The organism is Halobellus sp. MBLA0158, assembly GCF_041477585.1.
Lineage (GTDB): Archaea > Halobacteriota > Halobacteria > Halobacteriales > Haloferacaceae > Haloquadratum > Haloquadratum rubicundus.
The window spans coordinates 2,900,304-2,919,188 of record NZ_JBGNYA010000001.1 but is presented as its reverse complement, the minus strand read 5'-3'; the positions used below and the strand labels follow the sequence as shown (position 1 = coordinate 2,919,188).

Genomic DNA, 18,885 nt, shown 5'->3' with positions numbered 1-18,885 from the left:
GGACGTTATCCGGGGGTATAAGTGTTACTTTCGTAGCTGAGTTACGAATTTCGTAATCGGTAAGCCCCCCGAGGTCGTTGGCCTCGTATGGACGACCTCGATCGCCAGATCCTCGACATCCTCCGACGCGACGCCCGGACGCCCTACACGGAGATCGCCGAACAGGTCGGGACCTCCGAGGGAACGGTTCGGAACCGCGTCGAGCGCCTCCTGGAGGAGGGCATCATCGAGCGCTTCACCGTCTCGACGAGCACGGGAAACATCAAGGCGATGATCGAGGTGTCGGTGAAGGTCGACGTCGACACCACGGAGATCACCGATCAGATGACAGAATGGGACCAGGTCGACTTCGTCTGGCAGGTCTCGGGGGAGGAAGACGTCGTCCTCGTCGTCGACGCCGCCGACACCCAGGCGGTGAACGACCTCATCACTCGCGCGCGCGAACTCGACGAGGTGAAGAACACGAAGACGCGGCTCATCCTCGACGAACAGCTCGGGCGATCGCCGTAGGCGTCGGTTCTCTCGGAGGTCGCGGGAGGCTTCGAGACCGCCTTGCCGACGTTCGACTCCTGCGGGCCGGAACGAATCGTTTTAGTGCGACGCTGGCAGAAGAAGGGATATGGCGATCAAACCCAAGTACGTCAAACAGCTCGGGAAGCTCCTCTTAGAGAAGTATCCCGAGGCGTTCAACACGGACTTCGAGACGAACAAGGAAAGCGTCGCGACGCTCACGAACGTCGAATCGAAGGGCGTCCGCAACCGGATCGCGGGCTACATCACGCGGAAGAAGGGCGGCTCGGACCCCTCCTCGTCGGCTTCGGCGTAACCGTTCTGTCTCTGTTCTCGACGGTGTCGCGGTCGCGAGCGGCGGCTTCAGACACCAAGTGACGACGTTCTGCGCCACCTTCGAGGGATTATCTCCCGTTCTCTCCGTCCCAGAGCTCGCTGAACCGCTCTTCGACCCACGGGAAGACGACACTCCGGAGCACGGCGGTCAGATCCAGCGGAAACGACCGATCTTCGGCTGCCGCCGTGCTGGCGTCCGGTAACGGGTGGAAGTGATCACGGCTGTTGTGGTCCTGTTCGTGTCGGTCCCACCGACACTGGCGTCGCTCACCCAGGTATCGTTCGAGGTACGAGATGTGGAACTCGCCGTTCGTATAGGCCCGGATTTCCAGGCGCACTGTCTCGATTGCGTCCGGATACGCTGCCGTTTCGAGAGCGACGAGCAGCGTCTCCTGTTTGGAGCGCGGAAACAGCGACGCCTCGGCGACCTCCGGCAGCCGACCGAGCACCGACTGCAGATGGGCCAGGAGGCTCTCGTTGACCGTTCGGGAAGAGGTATCCCCTGTCACGCCTGCGAGGGTGACGACGAGTCGCTCGTCGTGCGACGGCGCACCGATTCGAGCCGCTCCATGCGCCGTCGAACGGTCCGCCACTCGCTGAGATCTGCCCAGACTGCTTCGAGTTCGTCGTAATCGGCGTGTTCGGTCGCGACGACGGCGTCCGGGTCGTCGACACCGTACTGGTCGCGGAACTCCCGCTCTCGACTCGTGAGCTCTGCGAGTCGCTCCCGCCGCTGTTCGCTCGACAGTTCCGTCAGCCGATCGCGTCTCCGCCACTCGAAGTACGCCTCGTTGCGCCGGTACGTCACCGGCTCGTCGCCGACGCTGTCGAGCACGCCGATTTCGGCGAGCCGCTCACAGTGGCGACGAGCGGTGTCGGAAGCGCAGTCCGCCCGGTCGGCGATCTCCGAAATCCGCGCCGGCTCGTGCAACTGGAGGGCGATCCGGTACACGCGCTCGTCAGCCGGCGCGGCCGCGAGCTCGTCTTCGAAGCTCTCTGCGATCCCGAACTCCCGGGGCATACTAGTACGTTGGTACTGATCTAATATATTCTCTTCGAGACGATATATTTCGTCAGCGGTTCCGCGAGGTGGACCTCCCGAGGTGGTTCGGCGCCGTAGCTGTCTCTGTACGCCCGGCACTCAGTGTAGAATCTATGGCTGCTCGTCGCGTTCAGAACCGCTCGGCGCGTCCGGCGGCCGTCCACTTGTCCGTCGGCGCCCCGCTGGGCACCCGCCGGATCCGTCGGCCGCTCGTCGAATCGACGCGGCCGGCGAAGGTCCACCGCTCGCCGTCCCAGGTCGGTTCCGAGGACGCGGCGGCCGCTGCCGCGGCGGCCACGGCGGCTCGCTCTCCGTCCGCGACGTGGGCGGCGACCGCGGCGGCGATGGCGGCCGCCTCCTCGTCGGTGGCGTCGTCGGGGAGCGACAGCCGCTCTGTGAGGTCTTCGGGCATCGCTCAGATCGGGAGGTTCCCGTGTTTCTTCTCGGGGAGGGAATCGCGCTTCGAGCGGAGCAGTTCGAGGTCCGAGACGAGCCGCGCCCGGGTCTCGGGCGGCTCGATGACCGCGTCGATGAAGCCCCGGTCCGCGGCGGTGTAGGGGTTCGCGAACTCCTCCCTGTACTCCTCGATTAGTTCGTCGCGGCGCGCGTCGGGGTCGTCCGCCGCGGCCAGTTCGTCGTCGTAGAGGATGTTGACCGCGCCCTGCGGCCCCATCACTGCGATCTCGGCGGTCGGCCACGCGTAGTTGGCGTCGGCGCCGAGGTGCTTGGAGGCCATCACGTCGTAGGCGCCGCCGTAGGCCTTCCGGGTGATCACAGTCAAGAGCGGCACCGTCGCCTCGGAGTAGGCGTACAGGAGCTTCGCGCCGTGGCGGATGATGCCGTTGTGCTCCTGGTCCGTGCCGGGGAGGAAGCCGGGGACGTCGACGAAGGTGACGATCGGGACGTTGAACGCGTCGCAGGTGCGGACGAACCGCGAGGCCTTCTCGGAGGCTTCGATGTCGAGCGTGCCGGCGTTGACTCTCGGTTGGTTGGCGACGACGCCGACCGAGTGGCCGTCCAGCCGGGCGAAGCCGACCACGACGTTCTTCGCGAAGCCCTCGTGGACCTCGAAGAAGGAATCGGAGTCGAGGACGCCGCCGATCACGTCGTGCATATCGTAGGGCTTGCGGGGCTCGTCGGGGACCACGTCGTTCAGCGACTCGTCGGCGCGCTCGGGGTCGTCCCACGGCTCGACGCGCGGCGGGTCCTCGACGTTGTTCGGCGGCAGATACGACAGCAGCCGGCGGATGTCGTCGAGGGCTTCCTCCTCGCTCTCGCAGGCGAAGTGCGCGACCCCGGAGGTGGAGGCGTGGGTGACGGCGCCGCCGAGCTCCTCGAAGCTCACCTCTTCGCCCGTGACCGTCTTGATCACGTCGGGGCCGGTGATGAACATGTGGCTCGTGTCCTTCACCATGAACGTGAAGTCGGTGAGCGCGGGCGAGTAGACCGCGCCGCCGGCGCAGGGTCCCATGATCGCCGAGATCTGCGGGACGACGCCCGAGGCCTCCGTGTTGCGGCGGAAGATCTCGCCGAAGCCCGCGAGCGACTGGACGCCCTCCTGGATGCGGGCGCCCGCGGAGTCGTTGAGGCCGACGACCGGCGCGCCGACCTCCACCGCCTTGTCCATCACCTTCGTGATCTTCTCCGCTAAGACCTCGCCGAGCGAGCCGCCGAAGACGGTGAAGTCGTGGGCGAAGACGAACGTCTTTCGTCCGTCCACCTCGCCGTAGCCGGTCACGACCCCGTCGCCCGGCAGCTGCTTTTCCTCCATCCCGAAGTTGTGGTTCCGGTGGGTGCGGAGCTGGTCGATCTCGTTGAAGGTCCCGTCGTCGAGGAAGTAGTCGATCCGCTCGCGGGCGGTCATCTTCCCCTTGTCGTGTTGGGCCTCGATCCGCTCTTCGCCGCCGCCTTTCAGCGCGCGCACGCGCTTTTCGCGTAGCTCCTCGATCCGGTCCTCCATCGTCACGTCGGACCACCTCCGATCATCGTCACGTACGTGCCGACGGGAGGCAAAAGGGTTTCCGCAATCCGACAAGGGGAGGTTCGTCGTCCGTCGATATCACCGCGTGGGAATCGTGAACGATCGGGATGATTTATGACAGTTCGTATCGTGGTACGTGTTGACTATGGCCACATCACCGCGGTCACCCTTCGAACGGTTACAGTCGCGGTACAGCGAGGTCGACCTCGTCTGCCCGAAGTGCGGCTACGACGACGACGGCGGCTCCTGGCAGGCCGTGACCACCGGGAAGACCGTCGAGTACCGCCACGTCTGTCCGGGCTGCGGAGCGATCCGCCGCCGGACGGTCTCGCTTGACCACGAGTGATCGGGCGGCGGGACGCCGCTTCCGCCGGGCCGAATAGCGCCCGCCCTAGACGAGCGAACGCTCGGTCCGGAGGCCGGCGAACGCCGCGCCGCCGGCGACGACGGCGACGGCGACCGTCGGCCAGAAGCCGAGGCTGGCGTCCACGCCGAAGTTCGTCAGGAGCGTGAAAAACAGGAAGACGGGCAGGGCGACGCCGGCGCCGAGGAGCCACGGCGTCGCGAGGCCGCCCGCGAGATCGCCCGCGCCCGAGCGGAACTCCGAGACGGCGTCGCGGCCCATCACCCAGCCGACGAACACAAGCACCGCCGCCAGCCCGGCCGTCAGGAGCGTGTCCACGAGCGGGCCGGCGACGAAGCCGAACACCGCCGTACCCCGGATCGTGGGGTTGATCGCGCAGATCCCGCCGGTCACGACGACTGCGCCAGTGACGACGGCGACCGCGCGCCGTCGCGTGAGGCCGTACTCGTCGACGAGGAACGAGACCGGGATTTCGAGCATACTGATCGACGACGACAGCGCCGCCAGCACCACGACGCCGAAGAACGCCGTCGCGACGACCGCCCCCGCCGGCAGTTGGGCGAACGCGCCCGCGAGGCCGACGAACAGCGCGCCCGGTCCGGGGGCCGTCTGCGCCGGGTCGACGCCGAGCGAGAACAGGAGCGGGAAGACGACGAGGCCCGCCAGCACGCCGACCAGCGTGTTGAGGACGGCGATCACGGTCCCGTCGAAGGGCAGCGAGCGGTCCTCGTCGATGTAGGAGGCGTAGGTGATCATCGTCCCCGCGCCGAGCGAGAGGGTGAAGAGCGCCTGCCCCGCCGCGGGCCCGAGCACGTCGAAGAAGTTCGCCCGGACGGTCGAGAGGTCGAACCGGAGGTAGAACGCGTACGCCTCGGCCGCGCCCGGGCGCGCTCCGGCCCAGACCGCGAGGCCGACCAGGAGCACGAGAACGGCTGGCATCATCACCTTCGTCCCGAGCTCGATCCCGCGCCGGACGCCGCCGAAGACGACGAGCGCGGTCAAGGCGAGAAAGAGCAGGTGAAAGGCGAGGGCGTCGAGACCGGCGGCGACGCCGCCGAAGTACTGCCCCGGCGCGGCGAAGTACGCCGGGCGCGCGCCGACGAGTCCGAGCGCGCTCTCGCCGAAGTACCGGAGGATCCACCCGCCGACGATGCTGTAAAAGGAGATGAGAGCGATGGCCGTCACGACGTAGAAGACGCCCCACAGCCCCCAGAGGCGCGAGCCCGAGAGGTCCCGCAGCGCGCCGACGGGGCTCTTTTTCCCCCGCCGGCCGACGACGAACTCCCCGAGCAGGCCGGGGACGCCCACGAGCAGTACGATCCCGAGGTAGACGACGAGAAACGCGCTGCCGCCGTTCTCGGCTGTCACCCACGGGAAGCGCCAGATGTTCCCGAGGCCCACCGCCGAGCCGGCGGCCGCGAGGATGAACCCCGCGCGGGTCGCCCAGGTCTCACGTGTCATTGGCACTCACTCGCCCGCTCCCGAGTAAGTGGCTTTCGGACCGATTCCGTCCGCTCGACCGATAACACGGACGTTCGTGAGGAATCGCCCACGCGTCGCCGGCGAGGGCCGCCCGCCGATCCCTTATGAACACCCCGAGTTGGCCGGGCGGACGCTTATTTGCCTTTACTATAATGAACAACTATGACTGACTCCGACCACGTCGTGATCGCAGGGAGCGGACGCGTCGGCCACCGGGTGGCCCGACACTTCGCCGACCGGGGGCGGGACGTCACCGTCGTCGACCCGGAACCGGGCAGCGCGATCGAGGACGACGATGTCGAGGTCGTCGTCGGCGACGCGACCAAGCCCTCGGTGCTCGGCGACGCCATCACCGACCAGACGGGCGTCGTCGGCGCGCTGACCGACAAGCAGGACACGAACCTCGTGGTCTGTATGGCCGCCAAGCGCCACGCCACGGGCATCCGGACGGTCGCGCGGATCGAAGAGGGCGCGGGCGACGAGTACGAGGAGTACGTCGATCAGGTGTACTTCCCCGAGCGCGCCAGCGTCCGCGCGGCGGTCAACGCGCTCACCGGCAGCGACGTCCGCACGCTGGAGGAGGTCACCGGCGACCTCGAAATCCTGGACGTCCGGATCGCCTACGACGCGCCGGCGGCGGGCCAGGTCGTCTCGGACGCCTTGCCCGAGGGCTCTGTCGTCATCGCCGAAGCGGACGGCCACGTCGCCGTGCAGCACTCGACCGAACTGATCGGCGGGCGGCGGTACCTCGTCGCCGCCGACCGCGACGTCGTCGGCGAGGTGCTCCGACAGTGTCGCGGAGAAGAGGGGAGCTAGGCTCGCGGGGCGATTTTGGAAGAACAGGGCAAATGCTTATTTCGTCCATCCTGTAGGAGTACGTAATGGCAACTTCGACGTGGGAGGGCGACGACCACGAAGACGAGATCCGCCTCTGGCGTGAGGGCGACGGGTGGATCGCCAAAGACGTTGAAACGGGAGTTACGACGCAGGGGCCGTCACGAAGTGCGGCATTGGCAAATCTCGATGACGCCGTGGCCCTTTACGAGGGCGAGCGTGGCCGCGAGCCGACAGACGAGGAACTGAAAGCGGCCGGCATCGATCCGGAGGACAACACGACCGGCGAACGCGAACCGCCGGACGCCCTGAAGTAAATGGGCAGTCGGACGTTCTCGGGGCAGGAGGTCATCAAAGTTCTCGTCAATTCTGGGGGGTTCGAGTGGCGACGGACCACCGGAGACCACGCCCAACTGTACTACGAGCACCCGACGAACGAAGACGACAGGCGGCACGTGACGGTCCCGCTCCACGACGAGCTTCGCGTCGGAACGCTCAGAGAGATCGCAGCTAACGCGGGCGCACAGGACTTCGAGGAGTTCTGCGATTGGATCGACCGCAATTCGTAGTTCTCGGCGCCGGTACCGACCCTACGAGACGGGCGGGAAAGCCGCGAACGATCCTTATATGGGCGGCACGATCGCGCCGTCGACGAACAGCGTCTGGACGCCCAGCCACAGCGTCAGCAGGACCGCGAGAATCACAATCGTCCGCGCGAGCCACAGCCACGTCAGGCCGACGCCCTCGCCGAGCGACGAGCCCGAGAGGAGCTCCGCGACCGCGGGCCGGCCGTACACCCAGCCGGTGAAGACGAGCACGCCGAGCACCGACAGCGGCAGGAGCAGCTGGTACGCGAGCGTGTCGAACCATCCGAGCCACGCCGTATCGATCGCCGAGGGGATCCCGAGCAGGAAGATCAGCGCGCCGAGCGCGCTGGCGATCCGCGGTCGCCGCGCGCCGTAGTTGTCGACGACGTAGGAGGTGACGACCTCCAGGAGGCTGATCGCCGACGAGAGCGCCGCGATCAACACGACGGCGAAGAAGACGACGCCGACCAGCCGGCCGGCGGGCAGTTCGCCGAAGGCCGTCGCGAGGCTGACGAACAGCGCGCCCGCGCCGCCGCTGCCGGGTTCGATCCCCTGGACGAACAGCAGCGGAATGACGACCAGGCCCGCCAGCACGCCCACGGCGCTGTTGAGGACGACGACCGTGAGGCTGTCAGAGAAGAGGCTCTGGTCCTCGCCGACGTAGGAGGCGTAGGTGATCATCGCGCCCATCCCCAGCGACAGGGAAAAGAACGCCTGGCTCACCGCGAAGGGGATGACGTCCGTGAGCGGGCCGCTGAAGGAGGGCAGCGGATCGAACGAGACGGAGAGGCTGAGCGTCGAGAGGTCCGGCGAGAGGAAGTAGCCGTAGCCCGGCGCGGCGCCGGGGAGGGTGACCACCCACACCGCGAGCACGCCGAGGATGACCACGATGCTCGGCACCATCAGCTTCGTCGCCTTCTCGATGCCCTCCTCGACGCCGCCGGCGACGATCGCGACGACGAGCGCGATAAACACCGCGTGGAGGACTAAGGCGTCGAGGCCGGCCGAGATCGACCCGAAGTAGCCCGCCGGGTCCGCGAAGTACGCGCCGGTGAGGCTGCCGCCGAGGTAGCGGAGGACCCAGCCGCCGACGACGCTGTAGTACGAGAGGATCCAGAAGCCGGTGCCGACGCCGAGGACGCCGACCCACTTCCAGTTGCCGTGGCCCAGTTTCTCGAAGGCGCTGATGGCGTTGAGGTTGCTCTTCCGGCCGATGACGAACTCCGCGAGCATCGCCGGGAGGCCGATGCCGAGCGCCGCGATCAGGTAGACGACGAGGAACGTCGCGCCGCCGTACTCGGAGGTCTTGAACGGGAACTGCCAGATGTTGCCCAGTCCGACCGCCGAGCCGACGGCCGCGAGGATGAACCCCGCGCGGGTCGCCCAGGTCTCTCGTTGGCTCATAGTCGCATCGGGCTACTCGGTGGTCACCTGATAAGCGGCGCGATCCGGAACTACGGACCGAGTGAGAATTTCACACATACAGTGGATCGGTCTGCTCCGCTTTTTTTGATTGGTCGCGTCGATCCGCTCTGCGACGCGGTCCGAATGGCCGAATCGGTACACCCATGCCGCGCCGTTCCCTATCCGCTCACGAGTATGCGCCCTCCGTTCGGTCCGCCCGACTCGGCAGCGACGCGCCTGCTCGGCGGGGTCGCCGTCGTGGGGGCGAACCTCCTGCCGCTGGTCGGGGTGTTCGCCTGGGGCTGGGACCTCTCGTCGCTGCTCGTGGCCTACTGGGCCGAAGCCTTCAGCACCGTCCTCTTGGCCGCGGCGAAGGCGCTGTTCGCCGAGCGCGGCTCGCCCGGCATCCCCGGCGAGATCGAGCCGCTCCACGAGCTCCGCGAGAAGCGCGGCGGCTGGCGGTTTCGGTCCGGATGGCCGCCGATCTACCCTCGGAACGTCCCGTTCGCGCTCTCGATCCTCGGCTTCTGGCTCGTCACGGTCCTGCCGCTGAGCGTATTCTACTGGCTCGCGGCCGACCTGCGGTTCGCGCTCTCGCCGGACTTGGCGCTCGGCATCGCGGCGCTGCTCGTCGCGCAGGCGTCGGACTTCGCGTTCGAGTACATCGGAGGCGAGGAGTACGCCGAGGTCTCGGCCCAGGAGATCGTCCGGACGCCGACCCAGCTGTCGCTCGTCGTGCTCTCTGTGGGACTGCTCGCGGGCACTGGGGCCGACAGTCGGGCGGGTGGCTTGGCGATCCTCGCGCTCGTCGTGATCGCGAAGACGGTCACGTCGACGTACCGATACTACACAGAGCACGTGGGACGGCCGCTCGTCAGGCTGGGCGAGTGGCTCCCCGACGGTCCGCGGGACAGCGAGCCGCCGCCGGAACTCGACCTCCCGGACGCCGAGGTGACAGACTGCGTCGCGGTCGACGCCCGGTCGGTGCTGCTCGGGAGCGTCGGGGCCGTCCTCCTCGGATTCGCGAACCGCGTCGGGCTGCTCGCCGTCCTGTTCCTCGTGTTCGCCGTCGTCGCGGGCGATCCGCTCTTAGTCGTGCTCGCCCTGCTCGTGATCCTCGCGATCGCGTCCGCGCGGGTCCTCAGCTACTTCCTCCGGTACGGCACGGTCGAGTACCAGCGCCGCGGCGACGACCTCGTCGCCTACGACACGGCGCTGGAAGCCCCGCAGTGGATCGTCGCGGTCGGCCCGCGCACGGACTTCGAGGTCCGGAACGCGATCGCCGATCGGCTGCTCGGGACCGGGACGCTCACGATCTCGGACGTCGAGTCAGTCGACCGCGACGTGCGACTCGGTCCCGTGCGGGACGTCGACCGCGCCGTCGAGAAACTGGATCTGCCGGTGCGGGAGACCGATCGGCCCGATCGGGACCCGGCCGTCATCGCTGCCGCCAGCGTTCTGGCGCTCTGCTTTCTGGCGGTTCCGGCCGGGCTGTTCGCCGCGCCCGACGTAAGCGACGGGCTGGCGTGGGGCGTCTCTCTGGTGTTCGCGCCGTTCTTCCTGGTGCCCGTCGGCGCGCTAGTCTGGGCGGCGCTCTCGCGGATCTAGTTACGGCTCCAGCACGAGCTTCCCGAGGAAACTGTCCTCCAGGACCGCGCGCTGGGCCTCGCCCGCGTCCTCGAAGCCGTAGGTCTCGTGGACCACCGGCGTCATCTCGCCCTGCGCGGCGAGGTCGGCCACCTTCGCCAGGACGGCGCCGATGTCGTCGGCGTTGAACATCGACATGAACTGGTACTGGACCTCCTTGCCCTTCGTGACGCCGATGTCGGAGAAGCCGCCCTCGGCGGTGTCGTTGCCGATGCCGACGACGCGGCCGCCCGCGTTCACGACGTCCGCGTTGAACTGGAGGTACTGGTCCATATGGAGGTCGACGACGACGTCCGCGCCGCCGGCCTCTGTGACCGCGTCTTCGAGGTCATCGCGGGCGTAGTCGAACACCGTGTCGGCGCCGAGGTCTTCCAGCTCGGCCTCGTACTCCGGCGAGGCGGTCGTGTGGACGTACGCGCCCATCGTGTCCGCGAGCTGGACCGCGACGTGGCCGACGCCGCCGCTGCCGCCGTGGACGAGGACGACCTCGGTCGGCTCGGCGCTCGCGTGGTGGACGAGCGCCTGCCACGCGGTCGCGCCGACGGTCCCGAGCGCGGCGCCCGCGTCGAAGCCGACCTCATCGGGGAGGTGCGCGAGGAAGTCCGCGGGCGCGGCGGCCTGTTCGGCGTAGCTCCCGGGCATCCCGTTGCCGAGCCCGGTCCCGAAGACGCGGTCGCCGACGGCGAACTGCTCGACGCCCTCGCCGACCTCCGCGACGGTGCCGGCGAGGTCGCCGCCGCCGATGAACGGCAGGTGCGGCACCGGATAGGCGCCCTCGCGGAAGTAGGTGTCCACCGGGTTCACTCCGGCCGCCTCGACGTCGACGACGACCTGGCCGTGCTCGGGGTCGGGGTCGTCGACCTCGTCGACGGTCAGTACCTCTGGTCCGCCGTGCTCGTGGAATCTGACTGCGCGCATCGGCCCGTTGTTCGGCGCGGGACGGCATAAAGTGCGGCGAAGGGGCGCGGCGTCGGACTCGCGGCCGCCCGTGCGGCGATTGGCTCGCCTACGGGTGTCTCCGATATGCTCGTATCGAAGTGTCGCGGGCCGGATGGGAGACCGATATCGGCGGGATTTATGCGGGCGCATACCCGTCACTCGGACGATGCGCTTACACGAGTATCAGGCGAAGAACGTCTTCGCCGACGCCGGGGTTCCGGTACCCGAGTCTCGCCTCGCGACGACCGTCGAGGAGGTCGTCGAGGCGGTCTCCGACATCGGCTTCCCGGCGGCGATCAAGGCACAGGTACACGTCGGCGGACGCGGCAAGGCCGGCGGCATCAAGATCGCGACCGACGAGGACGAGGCCCGGCAGTACGCCGACGAGATTCTCGGAATGGACCTCAAGGGTTACACCGTCGAGAAGGTCCTCGTCGAGGCCGGCGTCGACTTCGAGAACGAACTCTACGTGGGGATCACGATGGACCGCGGCGAGGGCGAGCCCGTCGCGATGGTCTCTACTGAGGGTGGCGTCGACATCGAGTCCGTCGCCGAGGAGACCCCCGAGGCCATCGCCCGCGAGCACATCGATCCCGCGTTCGGTCTGCATCCCTACCAGGCCCGCAAGGTCGTCTACGACGCGGGCATCCCCCAGGACGTCGCGGGCGACGTCGCCTCGATCCTCTCGACGCTCTATGACCTCTATGAGTCCAAGGACGCCTCCGAGATCGAGATCAACCCCGTGATGGTCACTTCCGACAGGGAAGTCGTCGCCGCGGACGCCGTGATGAACATCGACGAGGACGCGCTCTTCCGGCAGCCGGACCTCGCGGAGATGGAAGACGAGGCCGCCTCGGACGACCTCGAACGCAAGGCCAACGAGTACGGCTTCGACTACGTCCGGCTCTCGGGCAACGTGGGCATCATCGGCAACGGCGCCGGCCTCGTGATGACGACGCTGGACCTCGTCGACCACTACGGCGGCACGCCGGCGAACTTCCTCGACATCGGCGGCGGCGCGAAGGCCGAGCGCGTCGCGAACGCCCTGGATATGGTCTTCGCCGACGAGAACGTCGACGCGGTCGTCTTCAACATCTTCGGCGGCATCACCCGCGGCGACGAGGTCGCCAAGGGCATCAACGAGGCGCTGGAGCAGTTCGACGAGATCCCGAAGAAGGTCGTCGTCCGCCTCGCCGGCACCAACGCCGAGGAGGGGATGGAGATCCTCAACACCGATCTGGTCGAGGTCGAAGCGACGCTCGAAGACGCGGTCCAGCAAGCGGTCGGTAACGCAAAGGAGGCAAGCCAATGAGCATCTTCGTCGACGACGACACCCGCGTCGTGGTACAGGGAATCACCGGTGGGGAGGGCAACTTCCACACCGAGCAGATGATCGAGTACGGCACGAACGTCGTCGCGGGCGCGGTGCCCGGGAAGGGCGGCCAGAAGGTCGCCGGCGTCCCCGTCTACGACACGGTCGATCAGGCCGTCGAGGCCGAGGACGCCGACGCCTCCGTGATCTTCGTCCCACCGGCGTTCGCGGGCGACGCGATCTTCGAGGCGCTCGACACCGACCTCGACCTCGCCGTCGCCATCACCGAGGGCATCCCGACCCAGGATATGGCGAAGGTGAACAAGCGCCTTTCTGAGACTGACACCCGCCTCATCGGCCCGAACTGTCCGGGGATCATCACGCCCGGCGAGGCCAAATTAGGTATTCTCCCCGGCAACATCTTCGAGTCCGGCGACGTCGGCCTGGTCTCGCGGTCGGGCACGCTGACCTACCAGGTCGTCTCGAACCTCACCGAGCGGGGCATCGGCCAGACCACCGCGATCGGCATCGGCGGCGACCCGATCATCGGGACGTCGTTCGTCGACGCCCTCGAAGCGTTCGAGGCCGACACGGAGACGAAAGCGGTCGTGATGTGCGGCGAGATCGGCGGCGAGGACGAAGAGCAGGCCGCGAAGTTCATCGCGCAGAACATGGACACGCCCGTCGCGGGCTTCATCGCCGGCCGCACCGCGCCGCCGGGCAAGCGGATGGGCCACGCGGGCGCCATCGTCTCCGGGTCCGGCACCGGCACGGCGGAATCGAAGATCGACGCGCTCAACGACGCGGGCGTCCCCGTCGGCGACACGCCCAACGAGGTCGCCGACCACATCGAGGACTTCCTGTAAGGAACCACCGGGGGCGGTCAGCCCCGGTACTTCTCAGTACGGTTCGACGTCGACGCCCAGACGCTCGAAGTCGTCGACGTTCCGGGTGAGGACGGGCTCTCCGACGACGGCCGCAGTCGCGCCGATGATCACGTCGCCGTCCCCGACGGGCGCCCCATCGTTCTGCAGTTCGCCCGACAATCGCCCGGCTTTTCGCATCACAGCCGTGTCAGCCGGCTGCACCGGCTTCGATTCGAGGACGTTTTCGACGGTCTCGCGCTCTTCTTCCGAATCAATCGCCCGGGCGATCCCGTAATACAGCTCGAAGAGCGTCATCGACGAAATCCGCTGCTGGACGAGGTCGGATTCGAGCTGCTGCGCCTTCGAGACCGCCGCCTCGTCGCCGTTCATCAGGTCGATGAGGAACGACGTGTCCAGAAGCACCTCAGACCTCCCGCATCCGTTCTGCGATCTCTTCGAGGTCGTCACTCCGACGTGTGCGACGCTCTTCGACAGCTTCCCGGAGCGCGTCGGCCTCCTCGTCGCTCAGGATGCCGGCGAGATCCAGCAGCGACCGCTCACCGGCGAGACGGAGCACGACGTCCGAGAAGGTCTCGTCGTCCCGCTTGTGGGCAGCGAGACGGTCGTACGCCTCCTCGGAGAGGCGGATGCTCTTCGACATATGCATACGGTTGTATGCAGCAGAACAAATACTTTTCTCGGGAGATCTTTACCGGCGAACCACAGTTGCACGAACGATGCGCGTCAGCGACGTCTGCTCTCGGAACGTTGTCACCGTCGATGTCGACGCCACCCTCGCGGTCGCCGTAGAGCGGATGCTCGACGCCGACGTCGGGAGCGCGGTCGTCACCGACGACGGCGCACCCGGCGGAATCGTCACGAAGAGCGACGTGCTCAGAGCGAGCCATCGGACGGACGAGCCGCTGTCGTGCATCCCCGTCCGGAGCGCAGCGAGCGCGCCGCTGGTCACGATCGGTCCCGAGGCGTCAGCGCGTCGTGCCGCGGAGCAACTCCACGAGCACGGCGTCCACCGGCTCGTCGTCGTCGACGGTATCGATGTCGTCGGGATCATCTCCACGACGGATCTGATCCGGAACTACGGCGGGATCCGCAGCGACGCCCGCGAGCGCGCGGACGCGGAGTACGACTGGCTGACGCGCGAGGACGTACGGTGACCTCCCGAAGCCGTCCGGAACCGTCATCACCGTCCGGTCGCTACCTGCACACGTGCTGCGATCCCACACGACTCGGCGGGCGCTCCTCGGGGGCGTCGCGACCGGTGCCCTGCTGAGCACCGCGGGCTGTCTGCGAGCGCTGGGATTCCGCCGGCAGTCCGCGTGGCGGGATCCGACGCTCGTCGAGGATCGACCCGACGCGGTCTACGTCCCGACGGTCACCGAGGGAATGCGGATGTACGGGCGAGCGACGGCCGGGCGGTTCGGCGTCGCACTGATGTTCTCGTACCCGCATCGGTTCTGGACGCTCTCCGGAGCCGAGCGCTCGAAGACCGTCGTCGAAGCCGACCACGACCTCCACCTGATGGCCTCGCTGTGGGACACAGAGACCGGGCAGGCCCTCCCGCTGGATTCGGGGGTGACGATCGAGATCCGGCGCGACGGCGACCTCGTCACCGAGGAGCTCGCGTACCCGATGCTCTCCCAGCAGATGGGCCTTCACTACGGTTCGAACTACGCGCTCGACGGCGAGGGCGCCTACGAGGCGCGCGTCCACATCGGTGGCGTGTCGCTACGGCGGACCGGCGCGTTTGCGGATGCTTTCGAATCCGCGGAGATGGCGACGATACCGTTCGCGTTCGACGCCGACGAACTCTCCGAGATCGCGCTCGAAGAGACCGAGAATCCGGGCGCGCGCGGCGCTGTCCCACCGATGGAGATGGACGGCGTCCCCGTCGGCCGCGCGCCGGCCGTCGATGCGCTTCCGGGCCGTCACCTGGGAAGTGGCCGCTCCGGCGACGCCGTCTTCGAGGCGTTCGTCGTCGACGACGCGGACGATCGGTTCGGCGCTGAGCCGTACCTCTACGTCTCCGCGCGCACCCCCCACAATCGCATCGTCCTGCCGATGATGGGGCTGGAGGCGACGCTGACGCGCGACGACGAGACGGTCTTCGAGGGTCGGCTCCGCCGGACGCTGGATCCCGAGTTGGGGTACCACTACGGCGCGTCCGTACCGGGGATTCGCTCCGCTGACACTGTGACGATCACGCCGACGATCCCCCCACAGATCGCTCGCCACGACGGCTACGAGACGGCGTTTCTGGAGATGGACGCTGTTACGGTGACCGCCTGAACAGCGAAAACCGAGAACAGTTGCGGGCGTCGCTTTCTCGCGTTCAGGCCGCCCGTGCGTCGGCTGCGATCGCCGACGAACGGAGCGACTGCGTGTTCGTATCGGAAGTAGATCCGTCCGACGTCGACCCGTCGGATGTGGACTCATCGCCCGACTCAGAGTCGGAGCCGGAACCACCGCCGATCGTGAACTCCTGTTCCGTCCGTTCGAGTTCGACGCTCACGGTTCCGTCCCCGTCACCGTTGACGTCGCCCTCCGAGACCGTGAGGTTCGACTGATAGGATACGATCGAGCCGTTCTGGAAGGTCGGCGACGTTGAGAGCGTGTACGGGCCCGTCGCCCGCACGCTGACGTTCGTGTAGCCGTTCTCCGGGCCGTACTCGTCGTAGCCGGCGGTCGAGTACGGCAGCGTCATCGTGAACTCCCCGTCGGCGTTCGTCTCCGCGCGCTGGGTGTAGGTGAACGTCGCGTTCGTGTTGGGGATCCGGAGCTCGGTCTGCGCCGTCACGTTGGTGTTCGGCGGCGCTCCGCTACCCTGGACTGTCGCGCCGGGCACCCGCTCGAAGGTCTTGATCCACGCCGGGTTACTCGGAACCGTCACCTGGGGGTTGACACCAGCGACCTGCGCGCCCTGGTAGGTCGTCCGGAGAATCGAATTGCGCGCGGAGGTGTTGCTCACGTGGACCAGGCGGTAGTGTTCGAGCGCCTCCACGCGCTCTGCGGGGAACGAGCCCACGCCGCCGAGCTGCGAGGTCGGGTCGTTCGCCACGTACTCGCGCGCGGCGCTCATATTGTCGAAGGTCCGGACGAACGTCTCGCCCTGCGGATTCGAGGGGACGGTGACCGCTTCACCGCTTCCGGTCTGGACTTGTCGTGGTTCCCAGTCGATCACGACCGGCGAGGGCTGGCGCGCGCTCCCGTGGTAGTAGTACAGCTTCGTCATCGTGCTGTTGTAGAAGCGCTGTGTCCGGAGCGTGGTCGTGCCGGCGAACTGCCCCTGGTTTTCGTCGTTGAAGCGGTAGAGCGTTCGGAGGAAGTCCGAGCGGGAGACGTTCTCTTGGGCGTCGTAGAAGACCGTCGGTGCGCCGAACTTCGAGCCCGGAGTCGCCATCTGCCAGTCGACCATCACGTACCGGGTCTCCTCGTTTTCGGAGCCAAGGTTTTCGAGGACGCTCTGTGACTGGGTCTCGTTGGGTGCGAGAAGGAAGTTCGCGGCTGTCGTGGCGCCTTCCTGGAATGGGTTCGCGTTGGGGATGCGTTCGCCTTGGACGGTGATCCAGTGGCCGTAGTCCCACCACGACATCACGCCGTAGGCGCCGTCGGGGTACTGGAAGTCGTCGGTTCGTTCGTAGGTCCCGTAGTACTCCATCTGGTCGGCGTTTCCGGCGCCGCCGAGATTCCCCTCTTCGGGAGTGTTGCCTTGCATCCATTCGAGGGAATCGTCCCAGACGGTTACCGCGCCGGGGCCGTTCTCATTCGATTGCCAGGCCGGCGACGCTTGGACGTTGCCGACAGTGATCGGGATGGTGAGCGCTGGACCGAGAATCAGCAGGATAGAGGCGACTACTGCGAGGACTTGGTAGCCGTCGATGTCGTCGACGACTTGGCTCACGGACTTCCGAAGATCGAGCCAATTGAGGATCTCGCCGAAGAGGTAGGCGTTGAATACTGCGACGACGATCGCGAGGTAGTAGTTGAACCGCACTTGGGTGAACGCCATCGAGGTGATGAACACCGCCCAGACGATCAGGAACAGCTTGTCGGCGTCGTAGTCGGCTAAGAAGGTCGCGCCGATGATGAGCGCCGAGACGATGAGGAGACCGGCGACCTGTTCGTCGATGCCGGTGATGCTCTCGATGCCGCCGAGGATGAACGGCGCGAGGAAGATGAGCGCGATGATGGCGAGCGAGCCTGCGATGTAGCCGTATGTTCGTTGGGTTCCCTCCTCGATGAGCGGGCGAGCGTGGAGCCAGACGGCGGCGATAAGACCGGTGAAGAAGGTGAGACCGTATTCGATTGTGATTCGACCGGCGGCTTCGACGCCGTAGCGCTGGAGTGTGGACTGGGAAATGAAGGGCTGGGCCTCGCCGATGGTCCGTGCTGATGCTCCAGCCGAGAAGCCGACGATGCGGAGGAGATTCCCGATGATGAGATCGAGTAGACCGAAAGGAAGCACTGCGAGGATGACGAGACCAGCGACGACGGAGCCGCCAACTGCCGTCGGGTAGAGTGACTTGTCGAGATCAGTGCTCTCCCAGAGGCGTGCCGCCCAAGAGAGAGATATGGCGGCTACTGCGACGCTTAGCGCGGCGGCGGGCTGAAGGAGGGTCGGTATCGTTGTACTGAAACCGAACTGTTCGAAGATGAGGACCGACATCACGGTTACGACGAGCATACTCGTCGCAATGACGAACGCTGTCGGTTCGGGTGTACGGTCATTGATCACGTCGCTGGGGATTTTGACAAGAGTGAACACGCCGACGATCCCGACGAGGATGACGCCCGGCGGCCACGTCCAGATGTAGAGTCCGACGAAGAAGCCAGCAAGGAGGCTCCACTTCAAGGGTTGTCTGAGTGTACCGATTTCCTGGTTTTCGAGGAGTTCCTCACGGACCACTTCCCAGACCGGCATCGCCGTCTCCGCCTTTTGGAGAGCTATAACTAAGCCGAAGACACCGAGCGCCATCATCAGCGGCTCGACCGCGTTGTGGTCGGCAGTACCGACGAGGGTTCGGCCGAGGAACGTACCTGGGAGGAGCATCAGGACGATCGCGCCGAAGAGACCGGCGATCCGACCGGAGAGACGCTTGCCGAGGAAGTAGACTGGGACTGCTGCGAGTGCTCCTGCTACTGCGGGTGCAACGAGGAGCATCTTCGCGATGAGCGCTTGGCTAGGTGAGCCGAGTCCGACAATTAGTGCGGCCGTAGCGACGACTTGGTCGTAGAATGTCCCGAACTGACCGACGAACGTTCCGTAGGGGAAGTACGTCCAGGGGTCGAACGGGATCGTGAATGGCCAGTGTTTGGCGGCATACACAACTTCGCGGAAGTGATACCACGCGTCGTTGCCGGAGAAGTAAACCTCGCCATTGCGGATGAAGTTGGAGTACGACTGCATCCGCCAGGCGAACATTACGACTACCACGAGAAGGAGGGCGGGCATCTGATACCAGTCCTCTACGATGTTGAGGACGGATTGACCTCCTCTGTCGTCAGTTTCACTACGCGAACTCATTATGGGCGGAATGATTCGGAAAGCGCGAATAAGCCTTTT

21 protein-coding genes are annotated in these 18,885 nt (G+C 66.7%); 11 read left to right on the top strand and 10 right to left on the bottom strand.

The features are described 5' to 3' along the window. The first annotated feature begins 87 nt into the window (after nucleotides 1–87). Both OS889_RS14860 and OS889_RS14855 read left to right on the top strand, forming a co-directional pair. Nucleotides 88–510: an Lrp/AsnC family transcriptional regulator gene (locus tag OS889_RS14860; RefSeq protein ID WP_372391089.1), complete on the top strand. Its 423-nt coding sequence runs from the start codon at nucleotides 88–90 to the stop codon at nucleotides 508–510. 109 nt (nucleotides 511–619) lie between these two features. Further along, nucleotides 620–826 carry a 30S ribosomal protein S17e gene (locus tag OS889_RS14855; protein ID WP_372391088.1) on the top strand — a complete coding sequence of 69 codons (207 nt, stop codon included), beginning with the start codon at nucleotides 620–622 and terminating at the stop codon, nucleotides 824–826. An 88-nt stretch (nucleotides 827–914) separates the two neighbouring features. Here OS889_RS14855 and OS889_RS14850 read toward each other — a convergent pair whose 3' ends face one another. The 4 genes from OS889_RS14850 to OS889_RS14835 all read right to left on the bottom strand — a co-directional run bounded on the left by OS889_RS14850 (nucleotide 915) and on the right by OS889_RS14835 (nucleotide 3,848). Beyond that, nucleotides 915–1,439 carry a toxin-antitoxin system TumE family protein gene (locus OS889_RS14850; RefSeq protein WP_372391086.1) on the bottom strand — a complete coding sequence of 175 codons (525 nt, stop codon included), beginning with the start codon at nucleotides 1,437–1,439 and terminating at the stop codon, nucleotides 915–917. Beyond that, a complete protein-coding gene (locus OS889_RS14845; RefSeq protein WP_372391084.1) occupies nucleotides 1,352–1,867 on the bottom strand; it encodes a DUF7342 family protein in 516 nt (171 codons plus the stop codon). The genes OS889_RS14850 and OS889_RS14845 overlap by 88 nt, the downstream gene beginning before the upstream one ends. 151 nt (nucleotides 1,868–2,018) lie before the next feature. Beyond that, nucleotides 2,019–2,300, bottom strand: coding sequence for a DUF8022 family protein (locus OS889_RS14840; RefSeq protein WP_372391082.1), 282 nt, complete (start codon nucleotides 2,298–2,300; stop codon nucleotides 2,019–2,021). Nucleotides 2,301–2,303: 3 nt separating this feature from the next. Next, nucleotides 2,304–3,848, bottom strand: coding sequence for an acyl-CoA carboxylase subunit beta (locus tag OS889_RS14835; protein WP_372391636.1), 1,545 nt, complete (start codon nucleotides 3,846–3,848; stop codon nucleotides 2,304–2,306). A 166-nt stretch (nucleotides 3,849–4,014) separates the two neighbouring features. Between OS889_RS14835 and OS889_RS14830 the strand changes: the two genes are divergently transcribed. After that, nucleotides 4,015–4,215, top strand: coding sequence for an HVO_0649 family zinc finger protein (locus tag OS889_RS14830; protein ID WP_372391080.1), 201 nt, complete (start codon nucleotides 4,015–4,017; stop codon nucleotides 4,213–4,215). A 45-nt stretch (nucleotides 4,216–4,260) separates the two neighbouring features. Here OS889_RS14830 and OS889_RS14825 read toward each other — a convergent pair whose 3' ends face one another. Then, nucleotides 4,261–5,694 (bottom strand): sodium-dependent transporter, encoded by a 1,434-nt coding sequence (locus OS889_RS14825; RefSeq protein ID WP_372391078.1) that lies wholly within the window; start codon nucleotides 5,692–5,694, stop codon nucleotides 4,261–4,263. 183 nt (nucleotides 5,695–5,877) lie between these two features. Here OS889_RS14825 and OS889_RS14820 point away from each other — a divergent pair, with 183 nt between their 5' ends. From OS889_RS14820 to OS889_RS14810, 3 genes are all read left to right on the top strand, one after another. Next, nucleotides 5,878–6,531, top strand: a complete 654-nt coding sequence (locus OS889_RS14820; RefSeq protein WP_372391076.1) for a potassium channel family protein — start codon at nucleotides 5,878–5,880, stop codon at nucleotides 6,529–6,531. Nucleotides 6,532–6,596: 65 nt separating this feature from the next. Further along, nucleotides 6,597–6,866 carry a type II toxin-antitoxin system HicB family antitoxin gene (locus OS889_RS14815; RefSeq protein WP_372391074.1) on the top strand — a complete coding sequence of 90 codons (270 nt, stop codon included), beginning with the start codon at nucleotides 6,597–6,599 and terminating at the stop codon, nucleotides 6,864–6,866. Beyond that, a complete protein-coding gene (locus tag OS889_RS14810) occupies nucleotides 6,867–7,118 on the top strand; it encodes a type II toxin-antitoxin system HicA family toxin (RefSeq protein WP_372391072.1) in 252 nt (83 codons plus the stop codon). Between the two features lie 54 nt (nucleotides 7,119–7,172). Here the strand turns inward: OS889_RS14810 and OS889_RS14805 are convergent, their stop codons facing one another. Further along, on the bottom strand, nucleotides 7,173–8,540 hold the full coding sequence (locus OS889_RS14805; RefSeq protein WP_372391069.1) for a sodium-dependent transporter: 1,368 nt from the start codon (nucleotides 8,538–8,540) through the stop codon (nucleotides 7,173–7,175). A 195-nt stretch (nucleotides 8,541–8,735) separates the two neighbouring features. Between OS889_RS14805 and OS889_RS14800 the strand changes: the two genes are divergently transcribed. Beyond that, entirely contained in the window at nucleotides 8,736–10,148 is a 1,413-nt protein-coding gene (locus tag OS889_RS14800; protein ID WP_372391067.1) for a DUF6498-containing protein, read from the top strand. Here the strand turns inward: OS889_RS14800 and OS889_RS14795 are convergent, their stop codons facing one another. After that, complete coding sequence (locus OS889_RS14795; protein WP_372391065.1) at nucleotides 10,149–11,105, bottom strand: NADPH:quinone reductase; 957 nt, start codon at nucleotides 11,103–11,105, stop codon at nucleotides 10,149–10,151. Between the two features lie 187 nt (nucleotides 11,106–11,292). On the opposite strand from OS889_RS14795, the gene sucC reads away from it, so the two are divergent. Next, the gene (sucC, locus tag OS889_RS14790) at nucleotides 11,293–12,438 is read left to right on the top strand and encodes an ADP-forming succinate--CoA ligase subunit beta (protein ID WP_372391063.1); all 1,146 of its coding nucleotides are present in this window, start codon (nucleotides 11,293–11,295) and stop codon (nucleotides 12,436–12,438) included. Continuing rightward, nucleotides 12,435–13,304 carry a succinate--CoA ligase subunit alpha gene (gene sucD / locus OS889_RS14785; protein WP_372391061.1) on the top strand — a complete coding sequence of 290 codons (870 nt, stop codon included), beginning with the start codon at nucleotides 12,435–12,437 and terminating at the stop codon, nucleotides 13,302–13,304. Before sucC ends, sucD begins: the two co-directional genes overlap by 4 nt. A 33-nt stretch (nucleotides 13,305–13,337) precedes the next feature. Here sucD and OS889_RS14780 read toward each other — a convergent pair whose 3' ends face one another. Together OS889_RS14780 and OS889_RS14775 are read right to left on the bottom strand one after the other, a co-directional pair. Then, a complete protein-coding gene (locus OS889_RS14780) occupies nucleotides 13,338–13,727 on the bottom strand; it encodes a type II toxin-antitoxin system VapC family toxin (protein ID WP_372391059.1) in 390 nt (129 codons plus the stop codon). Nucleotide 13,728: 1 nt separating this feature from the next. Continuing rightward, the gene (locus OS889_RS14775; RefSeq protein ID WP_372391057.1) at nucleotides 13,729–13,965 is read right to left on the bottom strand and encodes an antitoxin VapB family protein; all 237 of its coding nucleotides are present in this window, start codon (nucleotides 13,963–13,965) and stop codon (nucleotides 13,729–13,731) included. Between the two features lie 76 nt (nucleotides 13,966–14,041). On the opposite strand from OS889_RS14775, the gene OS889_RS14770 reads away from it, so the two are divergent. Both OS889_RS14770 and OS889_RS14765 read left to right on the top strand, forming a co-directional pair. Continuing rightward, a complete protein-coding gene (locus tag OS889_RS14770; RefSeq protein ID WP_372391054.1) occupies nucleotides 14,042–14,479 on the top strand; it encodes a CBS domain-containing protein in 438 nt (145 codons plus the stop codon). A gap of 55 nt (nucleotides 14,480–14,534) precedes the next feature. Then, nucleotides 14,535–15,611 (top strand): DUF7350 domain-containing protein, encoded by a 1,077-nt coding sequence (locus OS889_RS14765; RefSeq protein WP_372391634.1) that lies wholly within the window; start codon nucleotides 14,535–14,537, stop codon nucleotides 15,609–15,611. Between the two features lie 43 nt (nucleotides 15,612–15,654). Here OS889_RS14765 and OS889_RS14760 read toward each other — a convergent pair whose 3' ends face one another. Then, nucleotides 15,655–18,846: an oligosaccharyl transferase, archaeosortase A system-associated gene (locus OS889_RS14760; protein WP_372391052.1), complete on the bottom strand. Its 3,192-nt coding sequence runs from the start codon at nucleotides 18,844–18,846 to the stop codon at nucleotides 15,655–15,657. Nucleotides 18,847–18,885 lie beyond the last annotated feature (39 nt).

Bases quoted from the DNA above. Each gene is read 5' to 3' on its own strand.
- OS889_RS14860 (WP_372391089.1), top strand. From the start codon at position 88: ATGGACGACCTCGATCGCCAGATCCTCGACATCCTCCGACGCGACGCC.
- OS889_RS14855 (WP_372391088.1), top strand. From the start codon at position 620: ATGGCGATCAAACCCAAGTACGTCAAACAGCTCGGGAAGCTCCTCTTA.
- OS889_RS14845 (WP_372391084.1), bottom strand. From the start codon at position 1,867: ATGCCCCGGGAGTTCGGGATCGCAGAGAGCTTCGAAGACGAGCTCGCG.
- OS889_RS14840 (WP_372391082.1), bottom strand. From the start codon at position 2,300: ATGCCCGAAGACCTCACAGAGCGGCTGTCGCTCCCCGACGACGCCACC.
- OS889_RS14835 (WP_372391636.1), bottom strand. From the start codon at position 3,848: ATGGAGGACCGGATCGAGGAGCTACGCGAAAAGCGCGTGCGCGCGCTG.
- OS889_RS14830 (WP_372391080.1), top strand. From the start codon at position 4,015: ATGGCCACATCACCGCGGTCACCCTTCGAACGGTTACAGTCGCGGTAC.
- OS889_RS14825 (WP_372391078.1), bottom strand. From the start codon at position 5,694: ATGACACGTGAGACCTGGGCGACCCGCGCGGGGTTCATCCTCGCGGCC.
- OS889_RS14820 (WP_372391076.1), top strand. From the start codon at position 5,878: ATGACTGACTCCGACCACGTCGTGATCGCAGGGAGCGGACGCGTCGGC.
- OS889_RS14815 (WP_372391074.1), top strand. From the start codon at position 6,597: ATGGCAACTTCGACGTGGGAGGGCGACGACCACGAAGACGAGATCCGC.
- OS889_RS14810 (WP_372391072.1), top strand. From the start codon at position 6,867: ATGGGCAGTCGGACGTTCTCGGGGCAGGAGGTCATCAAAGTTCTCGTC.
- OS889_RS14805 (WP_372391069.1), bottom strand. From the start codon at position 8,540: ATGAGCCAACGAGAGACCTGGGCGACCCGCGCGGGGTTCATCCTCGCG.
- OS889_RS14800 (WP_372391067.1), top strand. From the start codon at position 8,736: ATGCGCCCTCCGTTCGGTCCGCCCGACTCGGCAGCGACGCGCCTGCTC.
- OS889_RS14795 (WP_372391065.1), bottom strand. From the start codon at position 11,105: ATGCGCGCAGTCAGATTCCACGAGCACGGCGGACCAGAGGTACTGACC.
- sucC (WP_372391063.1), top strand. From the start codon at position 11,293: ATGCGCTTACACGAGTATCAGGCGAAGAACGTCTTCGCCGACGCCGGG.
- sucD (WP_372391061.1), top strand. From the start codon at position 12,435: ATGAGCATCTTCGTCGACGACGACACCCGCGTCGTGGTACAGGGAATC.
- OS889_RS14775 (WP_372391057.1), bottom strand. From the start codon at position 13,965: ATGTCGAAGAGCATCCGCCTCTCCGAGGAGGCGTACGACCGTCTCGCT.
- OS889_RS14770 (WP_372391054.1), top strand. From the start codon at position 14,042: ATGCGCGTCAGCGACGTCTGCTCTCGGAACGTTGTCACCGTCGATGTC.
- OS889_RS14760 (WP_372391052.1), bottom strand. From the start codon at position 18,846: ATGAGTTCGCGTAGTGAAACTGACGACAGAGGAGGTCAATCCGTCCTC.